The 18,392-nt window shown below is 58.8% G+C and carries 18 protein-coding genes; 1 reads left to right on the top strand and 17 read right to left on the bottom strand.

The features are described from left to right. Positions 1-2: 2 nt before the first annotated feature. The 13 genes from BLQ12_RS12320 to BLQ12_RS28345 all read right to left on the bottom strand — a co-directional run bounded on the left by BLQ12_RS12320 (position 3) and on the right by BLQ12_RS28345 (position 11,955). Entirely contained in the window at positions 3-989 is a 987-nt protein-coding gene (locus tag BLQ12_RS12320; protein ID WP_092210959.1) for a type VI secretion system protein IglI family protein, read from the bottom strand. Continuing rightward, complete coding sequence (locus BLQ12_RS12315) at positions 986-1,810, bottom strand: hypothetical protein (protein ID WP_092210958.1); 825 nt, start codon at positions 1,808-1,810, stop codon at positions 986-988. The genes BLQ12_RS12320 and BLQ12_RS12315 overlap by 4 nt, the downstream gene beginning before the upstream one ends. Next, the gene (locus BLQ12_RS12310) at positions 1,797-2,291 is read right to left on the bottom strand and encodes a DotU family type IV/VI secretion system protein (protein ID WP_092210957.1); all 495 of its coding nucleotides are present in this window, start codon (positions 2,289-2,291) and stop codon (positions 1,797-1,799) included. Before BLQ12_RS12310 ends, BLQ12_RS12315 begins: the two co-directional genes overlap by 14 nt. Then, positions 2,278-3,840, bottom strand: coding sequence for a type VI secretion system baseplate subunit TssF (locus BLQ12_RS12305; RefSeq protein ID WP_092210956.1), 1,563 nt, complete (start codon positions 3,838-3,840; stop codon positions 2,278-2,280). Before BLQ12_RS12305 ends, BLQ12_RS12310 begins: the two co-directional genes overlap by 14 nt. 273 nt (positions 3,841-4,113) lie before the next feature. Continuing rightward, complete coding sequence (locus tag BLQ12_RS12300) at positions 4,114-4,491, bottom strand: hypothetical protein (protein WP_092210955.1); 378 nt, start codon at positions 4,489-4,491, stop codon at positions 4,114-4,116. Between the two features lies 1 nt (position 4,492). Continuing rightward, positions 4,493-4,900: a GPW/gp25 family protein gene (locus tag BLQ12_RS12295; protein WP_092210954.1), complete on the bottom strand. Its 408-nt coding sequence runs from the start codon at positions 4,898-4,900 to the stop codon at positions 4,493-4,495. After that, entirely contained in the window at positions 4,897-6,174 is a 1,278-nt protein-coding gene (gene tssK / locus BLQ12_RS12290; protein ID WP_092210953.1) for a type VI secretion system baseplate subunit TssK, read from the bottom strand. The genes BLQ12_RS12295 and tssK overlap by 4 nt, the downstream gene beginning before the upstream one ends. Before the next feature lie 31 nt (positions 6,175-6,205). Next, positions 6,206-6,787, bottom strand: coding sequence for a hypothetical protein (locus BLQ12_RS12285; RefSeq protein ID WP_092210952.1), 582 nt, complete (start codon positions 6,785-6,787; stop codon positions 6,206-6,208). 81 nt (positions 6,788-6,868) lie between these two features. Then, a complete protein-coding gene (gene tssC / locus BLQ12_RS12280) occupies positions 6,869-8,824 on the bottom strand; it encodes a type VI secretion system contractile sheath large subunit (protein WP_217640297.1) in 1,956 nt (651 codons plus the stop codon). Positions 8,825-8,875: 51 nt separating this feature from the next. After that, complete coding sequence (locus tag BLQ12_RS12275; RefSeq protein ID WP_092210951.1) at positions 8,876-9,430, bottom strand: type VI secretion system contractile sheath small subunit; 555 nt, start codon at positions 9,428-9,430, stop codon at positions 8,876-8,878. 96 nt (positions 9,431-9,526) lie between these two features. Continuing rightward, the gene (locus tag BLQ12_RS12270) at positions 9,527-10,477 is read right to left on the bottom strand and encodes a hypothetical protein (RefSeq protein WP_092210950.1); all 951 of its coding nucleotides are present in this window, start codon (positions 10,475-10,477) and stop codon (positions 9,527-9,529) included. Positions 10,478-10,715: 238 nt separating this feature from the next. Further along, positions 10,716-11,120 (bottom strand): hypothetical protein, encoded by a 405-nt coding sequence (locus BLQ12_RS12265; protein WP_092210949.1) that lies wholly within the window; start codon positions 11,118-11,120, stop codon positions 10,716-10,718. A 298-nt stretch (positions 11,121-11,418) separates the two neighbouring features. Beyond that, positions 11,419-11,955, bottom strand: coding sequence for a sensor histidine kinase (locus BLQ12_RS28345; protein ID WP_367888779.1), 537 nt, complete (start codon positions 11,953-11,955; stop codon positions 11,419-11,421). A 536-nt stretch (positions 11,956-12,491) separates the two neighbouring features. Here BLQ12_RS28345 and BLQ12_RS12255 point away from each other — a divergent pair. After that, entirely contained in the window at positions 12,492-13,265 is a 774-nt protein-coding gene (locus tag BLQ12_RS12255; RefSeq protein WP_092210947.1) for a metal-dependent hydrolase, read from the top strand. 58 nt (positions 13,266-13,323) lie between these two features. Here BLQ12_RS12255 and BLQ12_RS12250 read toward each other — a convergent pair whose 3' ends face one another. From BLQ12_RS12250 to BLQ12_RS12235, 4 genes are all read right to left on the bottom strand, one after another. Next, positions 13,324-15,258 (bottom strand): TonB-dependent receptor, encoded by a 1,935-nt coding sequence (locus BLQ12_RS12250; protein WP_175469714.1) that lies wholly within the window; start codon positions 15,256-15,258, stop codon positions 13,324-13,326. Between the two features lie 38 nt (positions 15,259-15,296). After that, positions 15,297-15,905, bottom strand: coding sequence for a class I SAM-dependent methyltransferase (locus BLQ12_RS12245; RefSeq protein ID WP_092210945.1), 609 nt, complete (start codon positions 15,903-15,905; stop codon positions 15,297-15,299). A 274-nt stretch (positions 15,906-16,179) separates the two neighbouring features. Continuing rightward, positions 16,180-17,256 (bottom strand): iron ABC transporter substrate-binding protein, encoded by a 1,077-nt coding sequence (locus BLQ12_RS12240; protein WP_092210944.1) that lies wholly within the window; start codon positions 17,254-17,256, stop codon positions 16,180-16,182. Then, entirely contained in the window at positions 17,256-18,356 is a 1,101-nt protein-coding gene (locus BLQ12_RS12235) for a methyltransferase (protein ID WP_092210943.1), read from the bottom strand. The genes BLQ12_RS12240 and BLQ12_RS12235 overlap by 1 nt, the downstream gene beginning before the upstream one ends. Positions 18,357-18,392: the final 36 nt, after the last annotated feature.

Raw genomic sequence — 18,392 nt, 5'->3', positions numbered from 1 at the left:
GATCATGAATCGAGGTCTAAAAAGGCTTCGGGGTTGACCCGCAGGCATTCCCGGAGGCGGTCCCACTCCCGGGTGCCCTGATAGCTCTCGGCTTCGGCGAAGGCCTCCATGCGGGAAGCGCGGAGCTGAGAGAAGTCCCGGAACAGGGAGGGAAAGTAATCCCGGGGGTCGAAGGAGGCCAAGCGCTCGTCGATGCTCTCCATGACCACGGCGGCGAGGCGGTATCTTTCTTCCCGGGTGAGGCGTTCAAACAGATCAAGGTGGTCAAGGAGGTCCTGCAGCATGGGACTGACCGGGAGGTGGAGGCGTGATTGGGCACCGTGGTCGACAGGGTCGGGGCATCGGGACAGCGTGTCCGTGGCGTCTGTGTCGGACACATTTTTTTGCGCGTCGGCGATTTTTTGCGCGTCGAGGGCTCGTGCTTCAGCCTCGGCAGCCTCGGTTTCCAGGGCGTGGTGGAGCTCTTCCAGCCAGGTTTTGAGTTCCTGAAGGTCGCCAAGGGGCTCGCCGGGTAATTTTTCCCGGGCCAGTGATTCCAGGGCTTCAAGCTGCTCCCTGGCGCGAAGGGCGTCTTCACAGGTGAGGCCCAAGGCCCTGGCGTTTAGCGAGCCCTTCTCACCTTTGGCTTTTCGGCTGAGTCGCTTGGTAATTTTTCTAAACATCAGGTCCATTCCCTTTGCCATCTGTGTGCACCCGGTGGCGGAGCCGAGATCAGGCAGGTCGTCTCGCCCCAGGAAGCGTGCAAGGCTGTGGAGGACGGCGGTCAGGCTTCGGGTCCCTTCGGTGGCCAGGCAGGCGTAGAGGTACCAGGTGACCACCCGGCCATCCAGGACCCCGAGACCCATGAGGGTTTCCCCTGTGTCCCGAACGGTGGCGTATTCCCCTTTGAGCCAGGCAGCCTCAAAGGTTCGAATGTCTGCCTCCAACGCTTCGCTGCTGGCCAAGGTGACGGGAATCGCTGTTTCAATGGGGCTTTCAATGCTTTTCATAGCAGTCTTTCATCCACCGCACCGTCAAAAACGTGGAGCTTCGGGGCGACGCCTTTTTTTTCACGCATGGGGTGAATCCCGAGGAGCCCCTCGTTGCCCAGGCAAAGCCCCTGTTTCAATCCGGCATGGGAGAGGGTCACTGTGAGGTGGAGTCCGTAGCGATAGAGAACCGGTACGAGGTGGGTGAGAAATCGCTTGCGGGCGCTTTCTGGAACCAGGAGACGGCACTCGCCGCCAGCGTCTCGTACCCGAAGGTGCACACGGTAGGCGGGCTTTCCGCCAGTTTTTTGTGATACGGCCTCTCCCAGGGCGTAAACCCCCAGCCGTTTGGGCTGTGGAGGACCAACTGACCGGCACCGTTTTACGGTGACGGCGCACTCCGGAAAGGCGGAGGAGAAGAGCGTGTGAAGGCCGCTCGGGGTGCCCGGATGGAGCAGGGAAAGATAATCCGTCGACTCGCCCCGGGGGTGCCGGCACGGGTCCACCTCCGGAAAGGCCCCGGAGATAAGCCGCGCCAAGAGCAGGTGGTCAAAGAATCTTAAAAATCCCAGGGCCTTTGCCTCGTCCACATTCTCCTCACCCATGCGGGCAAAAAAGTACGCGGGAAGCGGGGTCGCCGCACCCAGAAGGCCCGTGTGGATCCGTACCACCGTCTCGTCTTCCCCGACGCGCACCGAGGTGATAAGGCGCGTGGGGGAGACCCTCTCGTCATCGCTTTCAAACCGGGGCACAGGGGCCCCCTCGGCCTTGAGCAAGGCCAGCAGAGCCGGCAGGTCAAAGGAGCCTATGCGTTCGTTGATGCGCGCTTCAAGGCGTTTCATCAATTTGCTTCATGCCCTCTTCCAGCCACCGGTGCACCTTGTGCTGGAGGTCGTCTCTTCCCTTGTCGTCTTCAGCCCAACGCCCCCGATAGCCGCTCCTCAGGCAAAAACAGGCCACCTGGATCACGAAAAGACCGTCTTCGACGGGGGGAGCCGCCAGTCGTTTTTCAAGCATGTCACAAAAGAGGTCGCCGCAGCATTCCCGATGAAAGAGATGGACCTGGATACCGGGCCATAAATGGGGGGTCTCGGGGTAGAGACGGCAGCGGATCTCTTCATCGGCGAGGACGGCCAGGGCCATGACCACGGCGTCGGTGTCTGCCGCCCCGAGCGCCCCGGCCAGTTCTCGGGGCAGCTCTTGCAAAAGGCCTGCAAGGTACCGTGAAAAGTCCTTGGGGTCGTCCGGGGGCGATGTCGGGGTCTCTCGTTGCATGGCCCGAAGGGTCCGGGCAACCGTCACCCACTGGTCAAGCCGCGTCATGATCACCGTCCCTTTCCATGGATCCCGGCGTAAGGCGTCGGAGTTTCAGGCCAGGCCGCATGATCCAGGCATCCAAGGTTTTCACAAAGCCCTCTTCAAACAGAGTGGCCAGGGGGGCCAGGCGCCCCAGAGGAGCGGTGTAGGCCACCTCGCAACAGGGGACAGCGCCACTGCCGTCAAGGCTCAGCCGTCCGACGATGGGTTTCAGGTCCCGAAACGGCCCCGACCAGGCCCCCATCCAGCGCTCCATGAGTTCGTTGATCTCTTCGGGGTGCATCCACTGGGCATGCTTCCATGCGGCCAGCTCGGGCAGACGCTCTGCGGCGGCCGCGGCGTCGGGCACCCGCTGGAGTGACGGCGGCCCGCAGAGAATCGGGGTGACGCCGGGCACCTCGTGATCGTAGAGAAAAAGCGCCAGCTGCTTCCAGGCGATTCGCCTGAAGTCAGGGCGGTACCAGTCGGCCTCAGCCACCACGGTCACGGGCCGGTGAAAGGCTTCAGGCAGGGCCAGACGGAGGCTCACCTCTAAACCATCGGCTTTCGGGAAGAGGTCCAGGGCGTAGCCCTGACCGCCGCCGTCCATGTATTCGGGCTGAAGGGGCACGAGTCCTTCGGAGGAGTCGGTGTACACCCCGTTGACGGCCAAAGGCACGGACCCGTTCAACGGATCGGGGGCCCGCAGGGGGTGGCGTTGCCGGGTGCCGTCATGGAGAATGGGGGCGGCGTGGGCGGTGATGCGGTTTTTTGCCCTTGCGGTCATGGGCATAAAGGTCCCCTCTTCTTCGCACAGGTCCGGCCAGGGGATGCTGCTGTAAAGGGCAAAGGCAAGCCGTCGGCACCCTTGGGGAATCTCTGGCAGGCAAAGAATCACCCGGAGGTGGGAGGCCGGGTCGTGAAAAAAATCGCGTAAGGCAAGGATGGGGTGTTCCCCGGTGTCGATCGTCTCCGTTTCAACGGTCACAGGCAACGATTCACCAGAGTCCGGGGTGGCGGTGCCGGTGCATCCGGCCAGCTGCCGGTAAAGGGCGGCGGCGGTTATAAGGTCTCCCTGGGTGTGGAGGGTCAAGGGGATCTTCAGTGGGCCGGTGTGGGGATACGAGAGATCGAAGGTAAGGTCCAGGCGCCTTTGATTCTTGCTGAGGAGCGTTTCGCGTACCGCCATGGGGTGGAGCACCACGGGATGCTCTGTTCGAAAAAGGGTGAGGTCTCCCTCGCCGTCGGAAACCCCCAGGCGCGTACCCGCAGGGAGCCTCATCTGCTCGGCCAGGCCCGTGGCCTGAAAGGCCACCTGAATGCTTGCGGGCAACGGCTGGATAAACTCGCCAAAGAGCCGCGCCAGCATCCGAAAATGAAAGAGCCTGGTCTTCTCTTCAGTGAGGGAACGGGTTCGGGCGGAAAAAAGGGCCATGGCTTCCATGAGGCGGCGTGTGTCCGGGTCGTCGCTCTCCAAAGGAATGTCAGGGTAGCGGTTCCCGTAACGGTGTCTGAATCGTTCCAGGCCCTGCATCTCTTCCAAGTATGTCTCGTAAAGGCTGCGGTCCACTTCCATCCTGTTATCCTTTGTCACTATTCAGCTCATACAAACGAAAACGCCTCCGGCGGCCCTGCCGGGGGCCAACCTTTTAAAAAGGTTGCCAAACAGGTCTTAAAAACAATTCAGTTTGATCTGAATCAGAGGCGAATGTGATTTTCCCTGAGGAACGAAGGGGAAAGCGCATTCGCTACCTGCTTTCGAGGTGGCTCACCTCGCCGCCGGAGGCAGGCTTTTCTACGCACTTTAACGATAGAAGGCTGTTTTTTAGGTGCTGAATGGTTACTTTTTTTAACTCAAGACCACTTGAGAGGCGTCGGTTTTCACAAGGCTCCCCTTCAGGGTGAGGGTGTCGCCTTTAAACGTTGTTGTGGGGCCGTCTGTGGTGATGCCGGTCCCTGCTTCGGCCTTGAGGTCGGTGCCCGCCTTGAGGGTCAGGGCTTCGTCTGTCTCAACGGTCATGGAACCGGCTTTAACCTCTAGGTTTTTGCAGGTCAGGCTTATCTGTTCGGGGGTCTGGACGAAGGTGCTGGTCTCATCGCCTTTGGCCGTGATGGTGATGGTGGTGCCGTCCATCGTAACGGTTTGGGTGATTCCGCCATCGGTGTCTTTTACTTCAAGGGTCACCCCGTCTGTTTTGCAGAGGGTGAAGGTACAGGTCAGTGCCATGTTACGCCTTTGCCGCCGCAAAACCTCGCGACGTGTCATGGGTCAGCCAGAAGGTGACAAGGTGTGAGGCCACCGGCTCCCGGGGGCTGTGGGACAAAAACCGCCCCTCCACCCGGAATCGGAACCCGGAAGGGGCCTGTTCGGCCTCCACGGCAAGGGGCGTGAACCGGTGCTCATAGTGCGTCAAGACCTCGGTTATCTCCCGGGCGAGGCAGGCTCGCAGGGCCTGCCCATCTGGAATATCGGAGAGATCCGCCACCCCGAAATCCGGAAGAAAATCTCCGTAGGTCCTGCGGGTGTTGAGAAGTCGGCACAGGGACTCGGCAAATCGCTGACGGAAAGAGACAACCGGTATGGGGTCTATGGCAAATTTTGAAAAGAGGCTCATGGCGTTGGGCTTTGCGATCAATAGCGTTCGAAGACCAGGCGAAATGTGCAGGATTCATGGCCCTTCTGGGCGTAAAAAGCCAAGGCGAGATCCGAGCAGGCATGGGCCCATTCATCGTCTCCGGTTCGCAGCCTGTGGAACCGTTCTCCGGTTTTGGCCGGGGCCGTGGGGTTTGCCACCTTCTCCCCTTCCACCCCGCGCAGGGCGTGGCGATGAAGCAGCGGCAACCGTGACGGTGCGCCCAGTTTCGGGGTAAGGCACGCCCCTGCGGCCGTCTCCTCCACCATGGCCAGGTAGACCCGGGAAGACCTGCAGAGCTCAGCAGGAAACTCGGCACGGTAGCATCCGTCTGAAAGCTGAAACGGCACGGCACCAAATCGAAACCGGGTGTAGCGGGTCAGGCGCGTGATCTCATCCACCAGGGGAAAAAACCAGCGGGCGGGGTCTTCATGATTGTAGGGAGGACGCGGGCCGTCCGGGGCTTCGCCGCGCACAATCCCCAGATGGATGGCCAGGCGGTCCAGCATCTCCTGGAGCCGCCAGGGTGGCGGGCAGATGCCGTGGTCCATGTTGCCCAGCATTTGATCGGCAAGGGTCACCTCGGCCATGCAGAGGCGAAGCATGTGAAGTTTTAGCGGCTGTTTGCCCAAGGCGGGCAGCAGGGTGGCGATCCCACGTCTGAACCGGCTGAGCCGGTCCCTTAAGCGGATAATCTCGGGACGAAAAAAGGGGGTGCGCCCCACATGCAGGTGGGGTGGAATCCAGGGGGACATCTCCCAGCCCCGCTCTGCATGGCGCACCAGCCGAACCAGGGGGGTGGTTTCAGGGGGCCCCTCCCCTGCCCCCCCGAAGGCGGCGTCAAGGGACGGCTCCGTGGAGAGGACCACGGTGTGGAGGCACCGCGGCAGGGTGTCGACCTCGGGGGCATCGCTTCCTATACCGTGCGCCCGACAGACCGAAGGGCAGGTGTGGGCATAGACAGTCACCGTGTCTTTCCCTCCCAGCGGCTCTTCCCCTTCCAGCGTCAGCCGCTCCGGCGTGAGGGTCGCGTTGCCCCCCGCCTCCACGAGGCGTCCGCTTTTGAGGATCAGGCGCAGGCCCTGCACGGCCAGGGTGCCGTCCGAAAGAAGGCCCGGGTCCCAGGTAAAACGCATGAGCCCGTAACCCGGAAGGCCCGTGGCACTGTCCCGTAAGGCTCCCTCCACGGACAGGGCCTCCTCCAGTGCCTGAAGGTGTGCCGGAAAAATCGGTTGCCCTGTCTCCCAGTGGACGCGTGCCAGCCTGCCCTGCTTCATCTCCCCTGCCCTCCTGTGGGTGATTGATGCCTCATGCCGCGACGCTGACGCCCCATTTCTTGACAAACTTTGCGTCCTCGCTCACGGCAAAGTGCACGTCCTGCTCCTCCTCCTGGGGCATGATGCCCAGGTACATGGCGTAGTTGATGGGGGACACCACCTCCCCTGAAGGGGACAGGTCCACGTTGATGGCCAGGCTGCCCCCTGATTTTTCCACCAGCCCTTTGATGGCTGTCTCGTTGGTGTGGCAGGCTTGGTAAAACTTTTTTTTATCCGGGTCGTAATCAAAGACAATAAACTGGAACTCCACGTTGGTGTCCGAGAGCTTGGTGTGCTGGAGCACGGCGGCCTCGGTCTTGCTGGCCGTGGAGATCTGAAAGCTGCACTGAATGGGGTCTGCGTAGCCTCCGTCCCAGTAGATGTGTGAGAGCACCCCCACTACCTTTGAGGTGCTTTCGTCTTCACCGATCTTGGTGGGATCACTCACGGCAAGGTCAGGGGAAAATTCAGTGTCGCCGATTTTAAGGGCGGTGAGGTGCCCCACCAGGCACTGGATATCTTTTTGGAAATTAAACCCCTGGGATACGTCGCAGGGATACGAGGAAGAAGCCATAACCGGTCTCCTTGGTGTGGGTGTAGGTGTGGGAAGCGTCCCCGGCTGCGGTCATGCCGCCGGGGACGTCAACAGGATGGATCAGAGGCGAACGTCAAGACGAAGCTCCACATCCATGCCCTCAAACTGAAGATGGGGCAGGACGCTGACAACGCATTTGTACCAGCCCACCATGCCCTCCTGTTCTGTGGTTTCAACGGATACAGCCTTGAAGGGGTAGTACCGAAGGGTGCGATCGTCGGGGTTTACCACCGTGGTGACATACTTGGAGAGCCACGAGAGGATCACGTTGTTGATGTAGGCGGCATCGGCGGGCAGGCCGATGTTGTCCCGCATGATGCACTTGATGTAGTGGGCGATGCGGGTGATGGAGAAGGTGTAGGAGAGGTTGGTGACCAGCTGAGAGTTTTCGGTGTCCTGGGGGTCTTTGAATTTTTTGGATTTTTTTAACGACTGACAACTGAAGAAACAGGCATCGGCCGTGCCCTTCCGGTAGACCAGGGGAATAAAGCCAGTCTCGGCGAAGGCGAGCTCCCGATAGTCGGGAATGGTGAACTCTACGGGGATCTTCATCTCCTTAATGCCGTCAAAATCGAAAAAGTAACGGGGGAGCCCCTGCTGAAGGCCCCCGCCCTTGGGGCCCCTTAAGTACTGACACCAGCCTGTTTCCGCAAAGGAGCGTACCATGTTCTTGGCAAAGAGGTACGAGGCGTTGCCCCAGAGGAAGTCCTCGTGGCCATTGTACGGGTTGATGCTCTCCTTGAAGGCAAGCTCACCTGCGGGGTTGTTTTCAGGGTCCCAGGGAGCCCGAAGCAGGTAGCGGGGCACGGCCACCCCGATGTAGGCAGCTTCCTCCGAGTCCCGAAAGGTGTTCCAGGCATCAAAACGAGGCTGAGACATGTGCCCCTTGAGATCTTTGATGTCAGCGAGCTCCTGAATGGTTTCGCAGCCGAAAAATTGTGGACCCACCGAGGAGACGAAGGGGGCGTGGCTGGCCGCCGAGATGTTGCCCATGGTCTTGAGCCAGCGTCGGTCCTTAAGGGTGTTCTCGAATTCATAAACCCCGATGATTCCGCTGTAGGGAATGCCACCGTACTGGTCGTATTCCGCCACGTACACCTTTTTAAAGAGATCGCTGGAGGTCAGGTCCACCTCGTTGCTGTCGAAATCCTCGGCAAGCTCTTCTTTGGAGACGTCCAAGATGTCGATCATGATGCCGGCATTCCAGTCGGTGCCCTGGAGAAGGTCCTGTAAGCCGATCCAGCTGGATTCCAGGGCCTTGTAGGCCGGGGTGTGGATGATGCTGTTCAGGTCCTGCTCCACCTTGTCGTCGATTTTGGACTGCAGGCTGCGAATTTGGCTCTTCACCATATGCAGCACATTGGCCCCCTCCTCCACGGTTTCGGGCAGGATATCATTGAACAACAGGGTGGCGATGCAGGAGAGGAAATAATCCGCCACGGCTTCCTGCTCATCGAAGTCGGGACGGCTGAGGTCATGGGTGTACTGCCCCACCTTTTTCAGGAGATGAAGGGCCTTCTGGGATATTTTGCGGGTCTGGGTAACGCCTGCCACCACATCCGGGGTTGCCTTCAATGCCTCTTCATCCATGAGCCCTGCCACCAGGGTCTCCAGTTCAGAGAGAAGTGTCCCGGTCTGGGCCCAGAGTTCCATGACCTCTGCGAGTGTCCCGGAGGCCTTTGTCACCAGGGTGTCGCGCTTGATCTCTTTCTGGAGGTCAAACACCTCTCCCTCCAGGGGGATACCACCGGAGAGTTCGGTGAGGTGTTCCTGGGCTTTGTCCAGGGCTTTACGGGATTGTTTTAAAAAACCGTTGATTTTGCCCAGGCTCGGGGTGGTCTCCGCATCAATCAACCAGCCCACCGTGCTTCGCATCGTAAGGTGGACGTCACTTATTACCGCTGCCGGGGCTTCCAGGGGCTGAGCCGCCATTTTTTTCCGAATAACGGCATCAAGGGTAGCCGTTTCATAATTCATGCTCTCTCCCAGGGGGAGGAGCTCCGTTGCCAGTGTCATGGGAATCTCCTTGGTTGCGGGTCGAGTCGAAAAAGGGTCTTGGTGCTGTCCCTATTTGGCCTCTTCCTCTGCCTGGGTTTTTTCGCTTTCCTCACCGGGGAGCTGTTTGGGTTTGGCAATCAGGTCCATGAACCCGGCGCTTTTTCCATATGCCGGCTCCAAGGCCGTTCGAATCTGTGCCAGGACCTCGGCATTCTGGATCATGCTCACCACGGCGGCCCGTGTTTTTTTGTGGTTGTCCAGCACCGACACCACATCGGCCAGGCGTTTGCGTCCTTCCAGTATCCGTTGCAGGCTGGGGATAAATCGGGGCATCTCCGAGGGCACAAAGGCGTCCATGTTTCGAATCGGCAGGGTGTAGGTGTTGTTCTCCGAGTCGTTAACCTTTGCGTGGATCTCCATGCGTTCCATTATCTGGTTGGTGTTTTTGTCGGTAAGGGTCAGGGGAACCCGCTCCGCAAAATCCGGTTTGTCTCTCTTCTCTCCGGTGAAATCCCCTAGAACCAAAAGCCGCAAGGGTAACTCCAGCTCTTCAGGCTCTCCGTGAATTTCGGTCCGATAGGTCAGGGTCAATCTTGATTTGGGCAGTTCGTCCTGAATCGCCATGGCTCTTACTCCTTGTTTTTTTTGGTAACTGTGCAGATCCCGGTTTGTCTTGGGAGGGTGTTTTTAGACGGTCATGCATGAAATCATCGCCTTTTCTCACCGCATGTTTTTTTCGCCGGGTAGAAGGTCCGTGTACCTCCAGCTCAACTCTGCCACCTGCATGCAGCTGAAGAGTGCATCGGAATAATCAGCCAGGATCCGACCCCATCTACTGACATGGGAGGCGGCCTCGACAAGGTCAAGAAATGGATCGGGGTCGGCCTTGCCCACGGCTCGGTCCACATACCCGTGCATGGTCTCCGTCAGGTGTGCCAGGACCTCCTCCCGGCTCATCTGAGGGGTCAACAAGAACACGTCCCCGGGCTCCAGTGTGGCCGCAAGGGCCTTTCCCACGCCGGTACGGTCTTGCCCCAGGAGAACCATCTCAACCCGAAGGGGCCTCGTCCCTTCGGGTATCATGTGCCACACGCGGGCCAGGTGGCGGGCCTTGCGGAGGCGATGTGCCTGTCCTTCTGAGAGGAGGCTGTCCAGGCAGATGTGCATCGTCAACACCGGCGCCTGGGCCCCAAAGAGCTCCTTCCAGAGGCCTTTCACCAGGCAGGCGCGCATGGGATGATAGACCAGGGACGTGAGGGTATGAAGATGCCTCCAGCCGTGGTCCGTTGCCAAAAGAAACGGGAGCTTTTCAGCCAGGCCAACCCGGGTGCGAAGGACAGAGGCAGAGACCTTTTGCCTGTGCTCATGCTCTAAAAGGAGGTCCCTGTGTTGCGCCGAGTCGGTGACCACCACGTGGTGGCGGTCGTCCATGGTCGGGGCGGCCGGTTTGTTTATGGCCCGATGCCAGCCCCACCGCCCGTATTGTTCCGCTGTTCTGCAGGCATAAAGAAGGAGGCAGGCGAGCATGAGCAGCACCCCGTCAACGGCAAAAAAAAGGGGCGATATCCCGCCTGTGGACCGCAGACTCACGACGCATACCACCACGGCATAGCAACAGATCGCCACAGCGATGATCAGGACCCCTGATTTTTGAATTTTAAGCTTGGACATAGCTCCGCCCCCTGGTTTACATCTGCCCACCCAACCGCAGGTGCATGACGTCGGACAGCACACCGAAGGGCAGGATGTGCCATTATCAGCGGTGAACCGGTTTCCCTTGGTATCCATAAAAAAGCACATGGACCGTAAACTCAATTACCTGGCTCGTGATTCTTGTGAAAACCAGGATCACCATGTGTAAATGTCAGGATCGTTATTAAAAATGGAACCTTATATGTGCCTGTGGGATTCAGACCAGGGCCATCAGGCGGCTGACGGCGGTTTGCAGTCTGTCGCATGGTCCTGTGTGGGAGCTGTCGGTGCCGTGGGAGAGGACCCACCATGCCGTTTTTTCTACCCGACTTACGTTTGGGTGTTTGGGCACGGTTTCGGCCTTGAGGTAACGGTCCAGGGTCTGGGTCCGCTCCCACCCATCGGGATTGATATGGACATTCCAGAGCCCAGAGTTCCCTGCAAGGCTCACTTTTCCTTTACCGGTCAAGCGTTCCCAGAGAGCCAGGGAGAGGGTCATCACCTCGGCCACGGCCAGTTGGAGCGCGGCAGGTCGGTCATCTCTTTGTCGGTTATCCTGATTGCAGGTCTGCAGCATCACCAGGTAGAGATCACGTTGGGGACCGGTGCCTCGTGAAATCATGAGATCACGAAATACTTCTTCCCCATCGAATCGGCAGATGCCTCCACAAGGGATGTGTCGGGTTTCTCCCCATGCCAGCTGTTGAAGCGTTCGATCCGGGGTGTCTGAGAAGGAGACCAGAGACCAGAGTGAGCGAAGCCTCACTGAGGCGTCCGGTGCGCCTATAAAACGGCAAAATCGTTCGTTGGCGTGGTGGATCTGTCCGCAAGCGCGGCAGAGGGCGGCTGGATGTGGCAGGAAACTTAAAAGCCAATGTGTCGCTGTGGGGAGCTGTGGGGGACAGGGCTGTGCAGGGGTGTTATCCGGAGAGGCTTGAACAACCCACGCATCGGGGCTGCTTTTGTGGGGGGGGGCTGTGACGCTCATTGCCGAGATGACGGCACAGGGTTTGCCCGTGTCCGTGAGCCAGCGGGAAACCTTGTTTCGGAAAGGGTGGGAGCCTTGGATACCAACGAGGACGGTGCTGGCGTGCTTTTTTGACAAGGCCGCCGCCCTTGGAAAAAAAAAGAGACACCGAGGAGCCCTTTCCCTGCCGTGACCGGATTCCCATGCGCCCTCCAAGGGACTGTATTAAACTAGCGGACAACGGAATGCCGCGAATGCTTCCAGGGTGTGGATCGGGATGACCACGCCTCAGGGTGTCGTTGAGTCGGTGAAGGCGGCGAGGCGTGAATCCGGTTCCCGTATCGCGAATCGTAAGTCGGTCCCATTGTTTCATGGAATGATGCGTGATTTGGATACATCCGTTTGAGGTAAATCGTAAGGCGTTTTCCAGGATGAGGTACACGAGCAGATCCACGGCGTCTCTGTTCACGGTTAGGGGGGCTGCATCCATGGGACCCTCGAAAAAAAGTCCGACATCAGGAGCCGCCATGTCCCGAAGTTGAGAGAAGAGTCCCTTGACCATGGATTCCATGGTGAAGGGATCCCCAGGCAGGATGGGGGTTCCGGATAAAAGAAAATCCACCATGCGGGTTTTTCGGTAAATCCAGAGCCATTGACGTTCAATTGCCTGTGGGCAAGCATTCATTCCGATACTCCTTTTTTAACGTATCACTTTTGATTTTCCAGATGTAGGCATTTCTCTCGCCTGTTTTTTTGAAGACTAAAGAAACATCAATTCATCGGATGTAGTTAATTGTCGCGGATTATAAATAGTTTTTATCTGTTTGATAAGGAAAGAGATAAAATAGTTAATACTCTGAAAGGAGTGGAGAACGCTGGAGAAGAGGTGTGTTTTCGTTTCGAGTCCCGGGTAAAAGGAAGTCCGATGCGGCGGTCATGCGTTTCCTTTACGACAAAATTCTCTTAATGGTGTATAAGGAAAAATTCGATGGATGATGGATTGGGTTGCAACAGGGATGGCATCGCGTGGCTGAATTTAAAACACATCTTACGGTTTCAAGCCTCTGCAGCAGTGCGGCGGCCACCTTTCTGCTGGCGGCATGTCTTGCCACGCCCGATGAGGTGCTGCTCTTTTTCGTCATGGGGGTGGTGGGCGGGCTGCTGCCCGACATCGACTCGGACAGCTCCCTGCCCGTTCGGCTTCTCTTTACCTTCATCGCCACGGTGATCTCTTTTCTCATCATGTTCAATCAGGGGGCGGACAATTCCGCTGCGGAGCTGTTCCTCATCTGGCTGGGCAGTTTTTTCGTGGTCAAGTTTCTCTTTTTTTCCATGTTCACGCGCATCACCGTCCATCGCGGGATCATTCATTCCGTGCCCGCCAGCTTTTTTTTCTGGTTTTTAACCACCCTCATCCTCTACCATTTCTTCAGCTTTTCGAAGCACACCGTCTGGATGGCGGGGTTTTTTGTCTTTGCAGGGTTTATCATCCATCTGCTTCTGGACGAACTGGTGAGCCTCGATCTCTTCGGCAACGGCCCGAAGCGATCCTCGGGCACCGCCTTTAAGTTCGCCAACGCCAAGGACCTGAAGTCCACCCTGGCAGTGTACGGGCTGGCCGCCCTCCTTTTTGTGGCCACCCCCGACTACACCCCCTTTGTGCGCACCTATTTCTCCGCGGACAGCTTTGCTTCCCTGAAGGTGTTTCCGGACGGGGGCTGGTTCACGCACCTCTACCGGACCTATCTCAGCCGCTGGCAGACCAAACCAACAGGGCCCCTATCCCAGATCGACTCGTGAAATATCCGGGATAGCACACCTGCCGGGGGCCCCTCTTTTCACCGCATGGACACTTCTCTTACAAGGTGAAGCGGAAACCGCCCATGAGGTTGAGCCCGGGCATGGGATAGCCCGGAAGGTACTCGTACGTCTCATCGGTGAGGTTTTCCCCTGCCACGAAAAACTCCCCTTCCATGCCGGAGAGATGAAAGGCGTAGCTCAGCATTCCGTTGACAAGGGTGTAAGAATCCACCGGAGCGCTGTTTTCGGCCCCTGCTTTCCGGGCCTGGGAGCTTACGGTCATGCTCGACAGGTAGGAGGCGTCCAGGCTCAATTTGAAGGATTTCAGGAATCGCCAGTTGAGACCGGCAGTGACCGTGGTCTCCGGTGCATAGGGCATATCTCCGGGATCGGTGTCCAGAAAGGTGACCCCGGTAAACAGGGAGAGGTCCTGTGTGGGGTTGACGCTTATGGTGATCTCCGAGCCCTTGATGGTGAATTCTTCGATGTTGTCGTACACAGGGGGAGGTGGCGGGGGCGGCACGATGACGTACCGGTCTGTGCCGTCGTCGTAGAAAAAGGTGAGGTCGACCATGGCGCGGTTTCCAAATTTCCGGGTGATCCCCGCCTCGAAATGGTCCACCTTTTCAGCGTTTAAGTCCTTCCAGGTCTCCTTGAGCATGGGGATGACCTTTTCCGAAAAGACCACCACCTCAAGGCCCGGGTAGACCACGCCGCGTGAATACCCCAGGTGAACCTCGGTGTCCTTGTATCCGGTTACGAGCCCTGCGTGGGGGGCCACCTCGTCATCAAAGTCGGTGTTGTCGTAATACCGCACGCCTGCCGACGGGATGGCGTAGAGGCCGTCCCGGGTCCCGAACTGGCGGCTGACGGCCGTATAGGGGGAAAAGATCGTGACGTCATGGCCGTCCCACCGGTCTGTGCTGCCGTCGCTGAAGGTTTTGTCGTATTCCCCGTCGCTGTAATCCCAGTCAAAGCCCACGAGCCACTCCAGGCCATGGTTCAGATAGAAAGTCTCCCTGGCTTTTACCCCGTAAAAGAGCGAATCGTTGTAGAGGTACTCCCGTACGCCCGGGGTGGGCGCGGGATAATCCAGCCAGTCCCCTTCCCCGCCGTTCCAGTAGACCTTGAGGCTGCCGTCGGCGGTATCGTAGCTGTTGGACAGGGTGGCCTCGGCCAGCCAGGTCCGCGTCTCGAAGGTGCCCTCCCGCAAGGCGGGATCGGCCCCCTCCTCCCCGGGATCGCTGGCCTCGTTGTCGTTCCAGAGGGTCACGATGTTGAGGTCCCAGTTGGGGCTCAGCGCATACCCCAGGCTGCCGTAGATGTTTTTCAGCTCGCCGTCGGCGGCCTCCCTGTGCCCGTCGGAGCTTCGGTACCCGCAGCCGATATAATAATCGAGCCGGTCTTTTTTTCCGCCGTGTTCCACCGTCCCCACCAGGGTAGACCAGCGGCCCGTCGCAATCTGCCCCTTGGTCTCAAATCCCTCGGTGAGCTTGCGCTTGGGCACGACGTTCACCACCCCGAAGGCGTTGCCGAAATGCTGGGGCTGGGGGCTTTTGTAGACCTCGATGGTTCGGGCCGAGTCCACGGGGATGGTGTCCAGAAGCGGGTGGTTCCAGACGCTCAAGTACATGGGGATGCCGTCAAACAAGGTTTTGATCTCGGCCCCCGGCCTGCTGGAGCCCATGCCCCGGATAAAGACCCCGCCCCCTTCGGCCCCGCCGAAGGAGCCGATGGGATTGTACCGGGAGATGTTGACCCCGGGGGTACGCCTCAGGGCGGTCTCCAGGTCCTGGGCGTTGAGGTCGCTCACCTGCTCTTCGGTGACCCTTGTTTTCCGTGCCCCATAGGCATCGGTAATGTTCCCGTCGATGACAGGGGATGCGGTGACCGTCACGTCGTCCAGAAAAAGGTGGGCCTCTTCAGCGGTGGCTGCGTTGCCGGTGAATGCAAGGATTGTCAGGATAACAGGCAGGGCAAAAACTCGTCTCAAGGAGGGGGTGCGGGATGTGCCACTGGCCGCAGAGAAGGTCACGCTTTTATTGCACACAGGACATACCCCCTTGCATCGTCGGTGAGCTCGGTGATCTTAAAACCGGCTTCGGTGCACATTCGCTCCATCTCCCCGTGTTCGGGGATCATGTCCTGCTCCACGGCCGTGCCTGCCTTGCGGTGCACGTCGTTGATGACGGACAAGGGCTTAAAATGGCAGATGATGAGAAGGCCGTCGGCTTTCAAACTGCGGGCCAGAAGGGCAAGGGCCCCTTGCTGGTCTTGAAGGTGGGGGAAAACCTGATGGCAGAGGGCCAGGTTCACACCGCCTTCGGGCAGGGGACAGGTTTCCAGGTGCCCATGCCGCAGGTCCACATGGGCCTGATCCGCGAGCCTTTCCTGTGCTGCCGCCACCATCCCTTCGCTGATGTCCATGGCAAGGACCCGACCCGAAGGGCCCACCCTCCTTGCAAGAATCTCTGTGAGACGGCCGGTGCCGCAGCCCGGCTCCAATACGGTTTTTCCGTCAAGGGGCCCGGCTGCCGCAAAGACCCGTTCCAGCTTTGTCATCTCCTCCGGGCCGTAGGCCTCGGCCGCCCAGGGAGCATCGGTCTGTGAATCAAAAAAATTCGCCTTACGTGCATACATGTGGTTGCGTCCTTTAAAAGCGTAAAAACAAATGCCTTCTATGGTTGAAGTCGGATGAATCACAGGGTCAAGAGGGCTCAGAAAAAAACAACAGCAATGCCTCCGGCGGCGAGGTGTGCCACCTCGAAAGCTGGTTGCAAATGCGCTTTCCCCTTCGTTCCTCAGGGAAAATCACATTCGCTATTGATTCAGATTAAACTGACCTTTTTTTAAACCTGTTTATTAACCTTTTTAAAAGGTTGGCCCCCGGCAGGGCCGCCGGAGGCTCTCTTTCTTATTTTATGCTCAGTTTGCCCCCCATGGGCCCGTAGGCTGTTTTCATTTGCCCATACACAGGTTTTCCCACGAGGAAGCTGTAGATCTCGTCGGCCTTGGTTGCCGGGTCGATGTCGGCAAACCGGTGGGGGTAGAGGATCTTTCCGATGGCGTAGGCATCCCCCATGGCGGTGCCGATGTTGGTCATGTACCAGTTGTAGGAGTGGAGGGAGTAGACCCGTCCTTTCCGGAAAGCGGAGAGGCCTTTGTAAAAGGCGGGTTTGGCCTGCATGTCCCGGGCCACGTTTCCCCGGCCTCCGCCGTCGATAAAGAGAATATCCGGGTCCAGGTCAAGGAGGGTCTCCCTGCCCACAAAGAGGTGGCCGTTGGTGCCCTGGCCCGCCACCACGTTTCTGGCCCCCACCCAGTCAAAGGGGGCGTAGGAGGTTTCCGTGCTTCCGATGCCCTGGGTTCCCTTGAACCCGATACCGCCCACGTACACCCCGGGTTTTTCTCCGGTCCCCTCGCTTTCCACCCTTTTTGAGAGGTCTTTTTTGGCATTTTCGATAAAGGCGACGACCTCGTCTGCCCTTTTCTCTTTGGCCAGAACCTTTCCGGCCAGGCGCAGGGAGCGGTACATGGTCTCGTCAAACCGGCCGAAGGGGCCGTAGGAGAGGACCACCACGGGGATCCCGAGCTTGGCCTGGAGTTTGTCTGCTTTTCGTTTTTCAAGATAGGTGATGAAGATGAGGTCCGGGGCCGCAGAGAGCAGGGCCTCAAGGTCCGGTTCGCTGTTGATGGACCCCGGCCCGCCCGGGCCCACGGAGGGGCGCTTTTTCAGGTCACTGTTGGCAACCCAGTAGGGCCGCGTGGTGGGAAATCGTTTTTCAATGGCCTCCACCCCCGCCACCATCTCTTTGGCTTCCAGGTAGATGATGAGGCGCAGGGTGCCGGGGGCCAGGCAGACAATGCGTTTGGGGGGTGCTGCAACGGTCACGTCCCGTCCTGCCATATCGCGCACCGTGATGGACTCGGCCATGGCCGTTTGGGCCGCCCCAAGGCACAGAAAGCAAAAAATCAGGAGACAGCGCTTCATCAGGAGACCTGCCTTTTCTTGACGGCAACAATCATCTTGGAGTCCATCCTGTCCCCGAATTTGGCCAGGGGGTGCCCGGAGAAGGCGTCGGCTTCCAGGATCTGTTCGATGGTGAAGTGGCGTTCCAGCAGGTCGCGGTGGGCCTCCCAGGAGAGATCTCCTGAAAACCGGTAGATGTTGCTGTCCTTGCTCACCCCGTTAAAGGCGGAGAGGCTCCATTCAAGGTCGAGCAACCGGTCTTTGGAGCCCTCCCCTTTTTTGTAATAGACATGCTTGGTGACAAAAAGCCCTCCCGGCTTCAGTGCGTCGTGGATCCGTTTTAAGAGGGCCGGGTTTTTTCCACCTGGATTGTAGGAGAGAAAGATGACGTCGTGGTCGCTTCCCAGGTCGTCGGTGAAGAGGTTGCCCGGTACGAAGCGGACCCGGTGTGCGCCGTGGGCCGCCATCACCTCTTCGGCCTTTCGGGCGATGTCCGGAAAATCGAAGACCGTGGCCTTAAGTTCGGGATTCATTTGGCTCAGGGCAATGGCGTAGAGCCCGTGGCCGCCCCCTAAGTCCAGCAGGCTCCGGGCCTGCTGAAAGGCCGGGACTGCGGATACGGCCTCAACGGTTTTCTGGAGCTCACCGCAGAGAATTTCAGCCGCAAGGGAGTCCACCAGGCCGTTTTCGAAAAAGGCCTCCTCCTCCACGGCGATGGGGCCCTGTCGGAGCACCTGATCCAGCCGGTCCCAAAGGGAAAACCCGTATTGGATGTCCCGCATCACCGCCCCTTGGAACAAAGGGGAGGAGGTGACGAGGTAGAGGGAACTCAAGGGGGTGTTTCGGTACATGCCATCCCGTCGGTGGAGGAGCCCCAGTTCGCAGAAGAGCTCAACGAGGTGCTCCGTTGCAGGGGGCATCACCTTGCAGGCCTCACAAAGCCCGGCAAGGGTAAGGGGCTCTTCCAGGGCATCAAAGATCCCCAGGCGAAGGGCAGCCGTCATGGCACAGAACTCTTTGTAATGGCGCGATGCCCGGTAAAACAGGCCGTGGAGCGCATCGGCTCCGGGTGCTTCAGCTTCATGTTTCGTGTCGATGGTCGGTTCGTCTGTAGCAAACACAGCAGGTCCCTTTCTTAAATTTGGGTATGCGAGAAA

Origin of the sequence: Desulfoluna spongiiphila, assembly GCF_900101345.1 — a bacterium.
Classification (GTDB): Bacteria; Desulfobacterota; Desulfobacteria; order Desulfobacterales; family Desulfolunaceae; genus Desulfoluna; species Desulfoluna spongiiphila.
The sequence above is the reverse complement of the archived record's forward strand: the minus strand, read 5'-3'. Positions and strand labels throughout refer to the sequence as shown.

Coding starts and splice junctions, on each gene's coding strand:
- BLQ12_RS12320 (WP_092210959.1), bottom strand. CDS start 989: ATGAAAAGCATTGAAAGCCCCATTGAAACAGCGATTCCCGTCACCTTG.
- BLQ12_RS12315 (WP_092210958.1), bottom strand. CDS start 1,810: ATGAAACGCCTTGAAGCGCGCATCAACGAACGCATAGGCTCCTTTGAC.
- BLQ12_RS12310 (WP_092210957.1), bottom strand. CDS start 2,291: ATGACGCGGCTTGACCAGTGGGTGACGGTTGCCCGGACCCTTCGGGCC.
- BLQ12_RS12305 (WP_092210956.1), bottom strand. CDS start 3,840: ATGGAAGTGGACCGCAGCCTTTACGAGACATACTTGGAAGAGATGCAG.
- BLQ12_RS12300 (WP_092210955.1), bottom strand. CDS start 4,491: ATGGCACTGACCTGTACCTTCACCCTCTGCAAAACAGACGGGGTGACC.
- tssK (WP_092210953.1), bottom strand. CDS start 6,174: ATGAAGCAGGGCAGGCTGGCACGCGTCCACTGGGAGACAGGGCAACCG.
- BLQ12_RS12285 (WP_092210952.1), bottom strand. CDS start 6,787: ATGGCTTCTTCCTCGTATCCCTGCGACGTATCCCAGGGGTTTAATTTC.
- tssC (WP_217640297.1), bottom strand. CDS start 8,824: ATGACACTGGCAACGGAGCTCCTCCCCCTGGGAGAGAGCATGAATTAT.
- BLQ12_RS12275 (WP_092210951.1), bottom strand. CDS start 9,430: ATGGCGATTCAGGACGAACTGCCCAAATCAAGATTGACCCTGACCTAT.
- BLQ12_RS12270 (WP_092210950.1), bottom strand. CDS start 10,477: ATGTCCAAGCTTAAAATTCAAAAATCAGGGGTCCTGATCATCGCTGTG.
- BLQ12_RS12265 (WP_092210949.1), bottom strand. CDS start 11,120: ATGATTTCACGAGGCACCGGTCCCCAACGTGATCTCTACCTGGTGATG.
- BLQ12_RS28345 (WP_367888779.1), bottom strand. CDS start 11,955: ATGGATGCAGCCCCCCTAACCGTGAACAGAGACGCCGTGGATCTGCTC.
- BLQ12_RS12245 (WP_092210945.1), bottom strand. CDS start 15,905: ATGTATGCACGTAAGGCGAATTTTTTTGATTCACAGACCGATGCTCCC.
- BLQ12_RS12240 (WP_092210944.1), bottom strand. CDS start 17,256: ATGAAGCGCTGTCTCCTGATTTTTTGCTTTCTGTGCCTTGGGGCGGCC.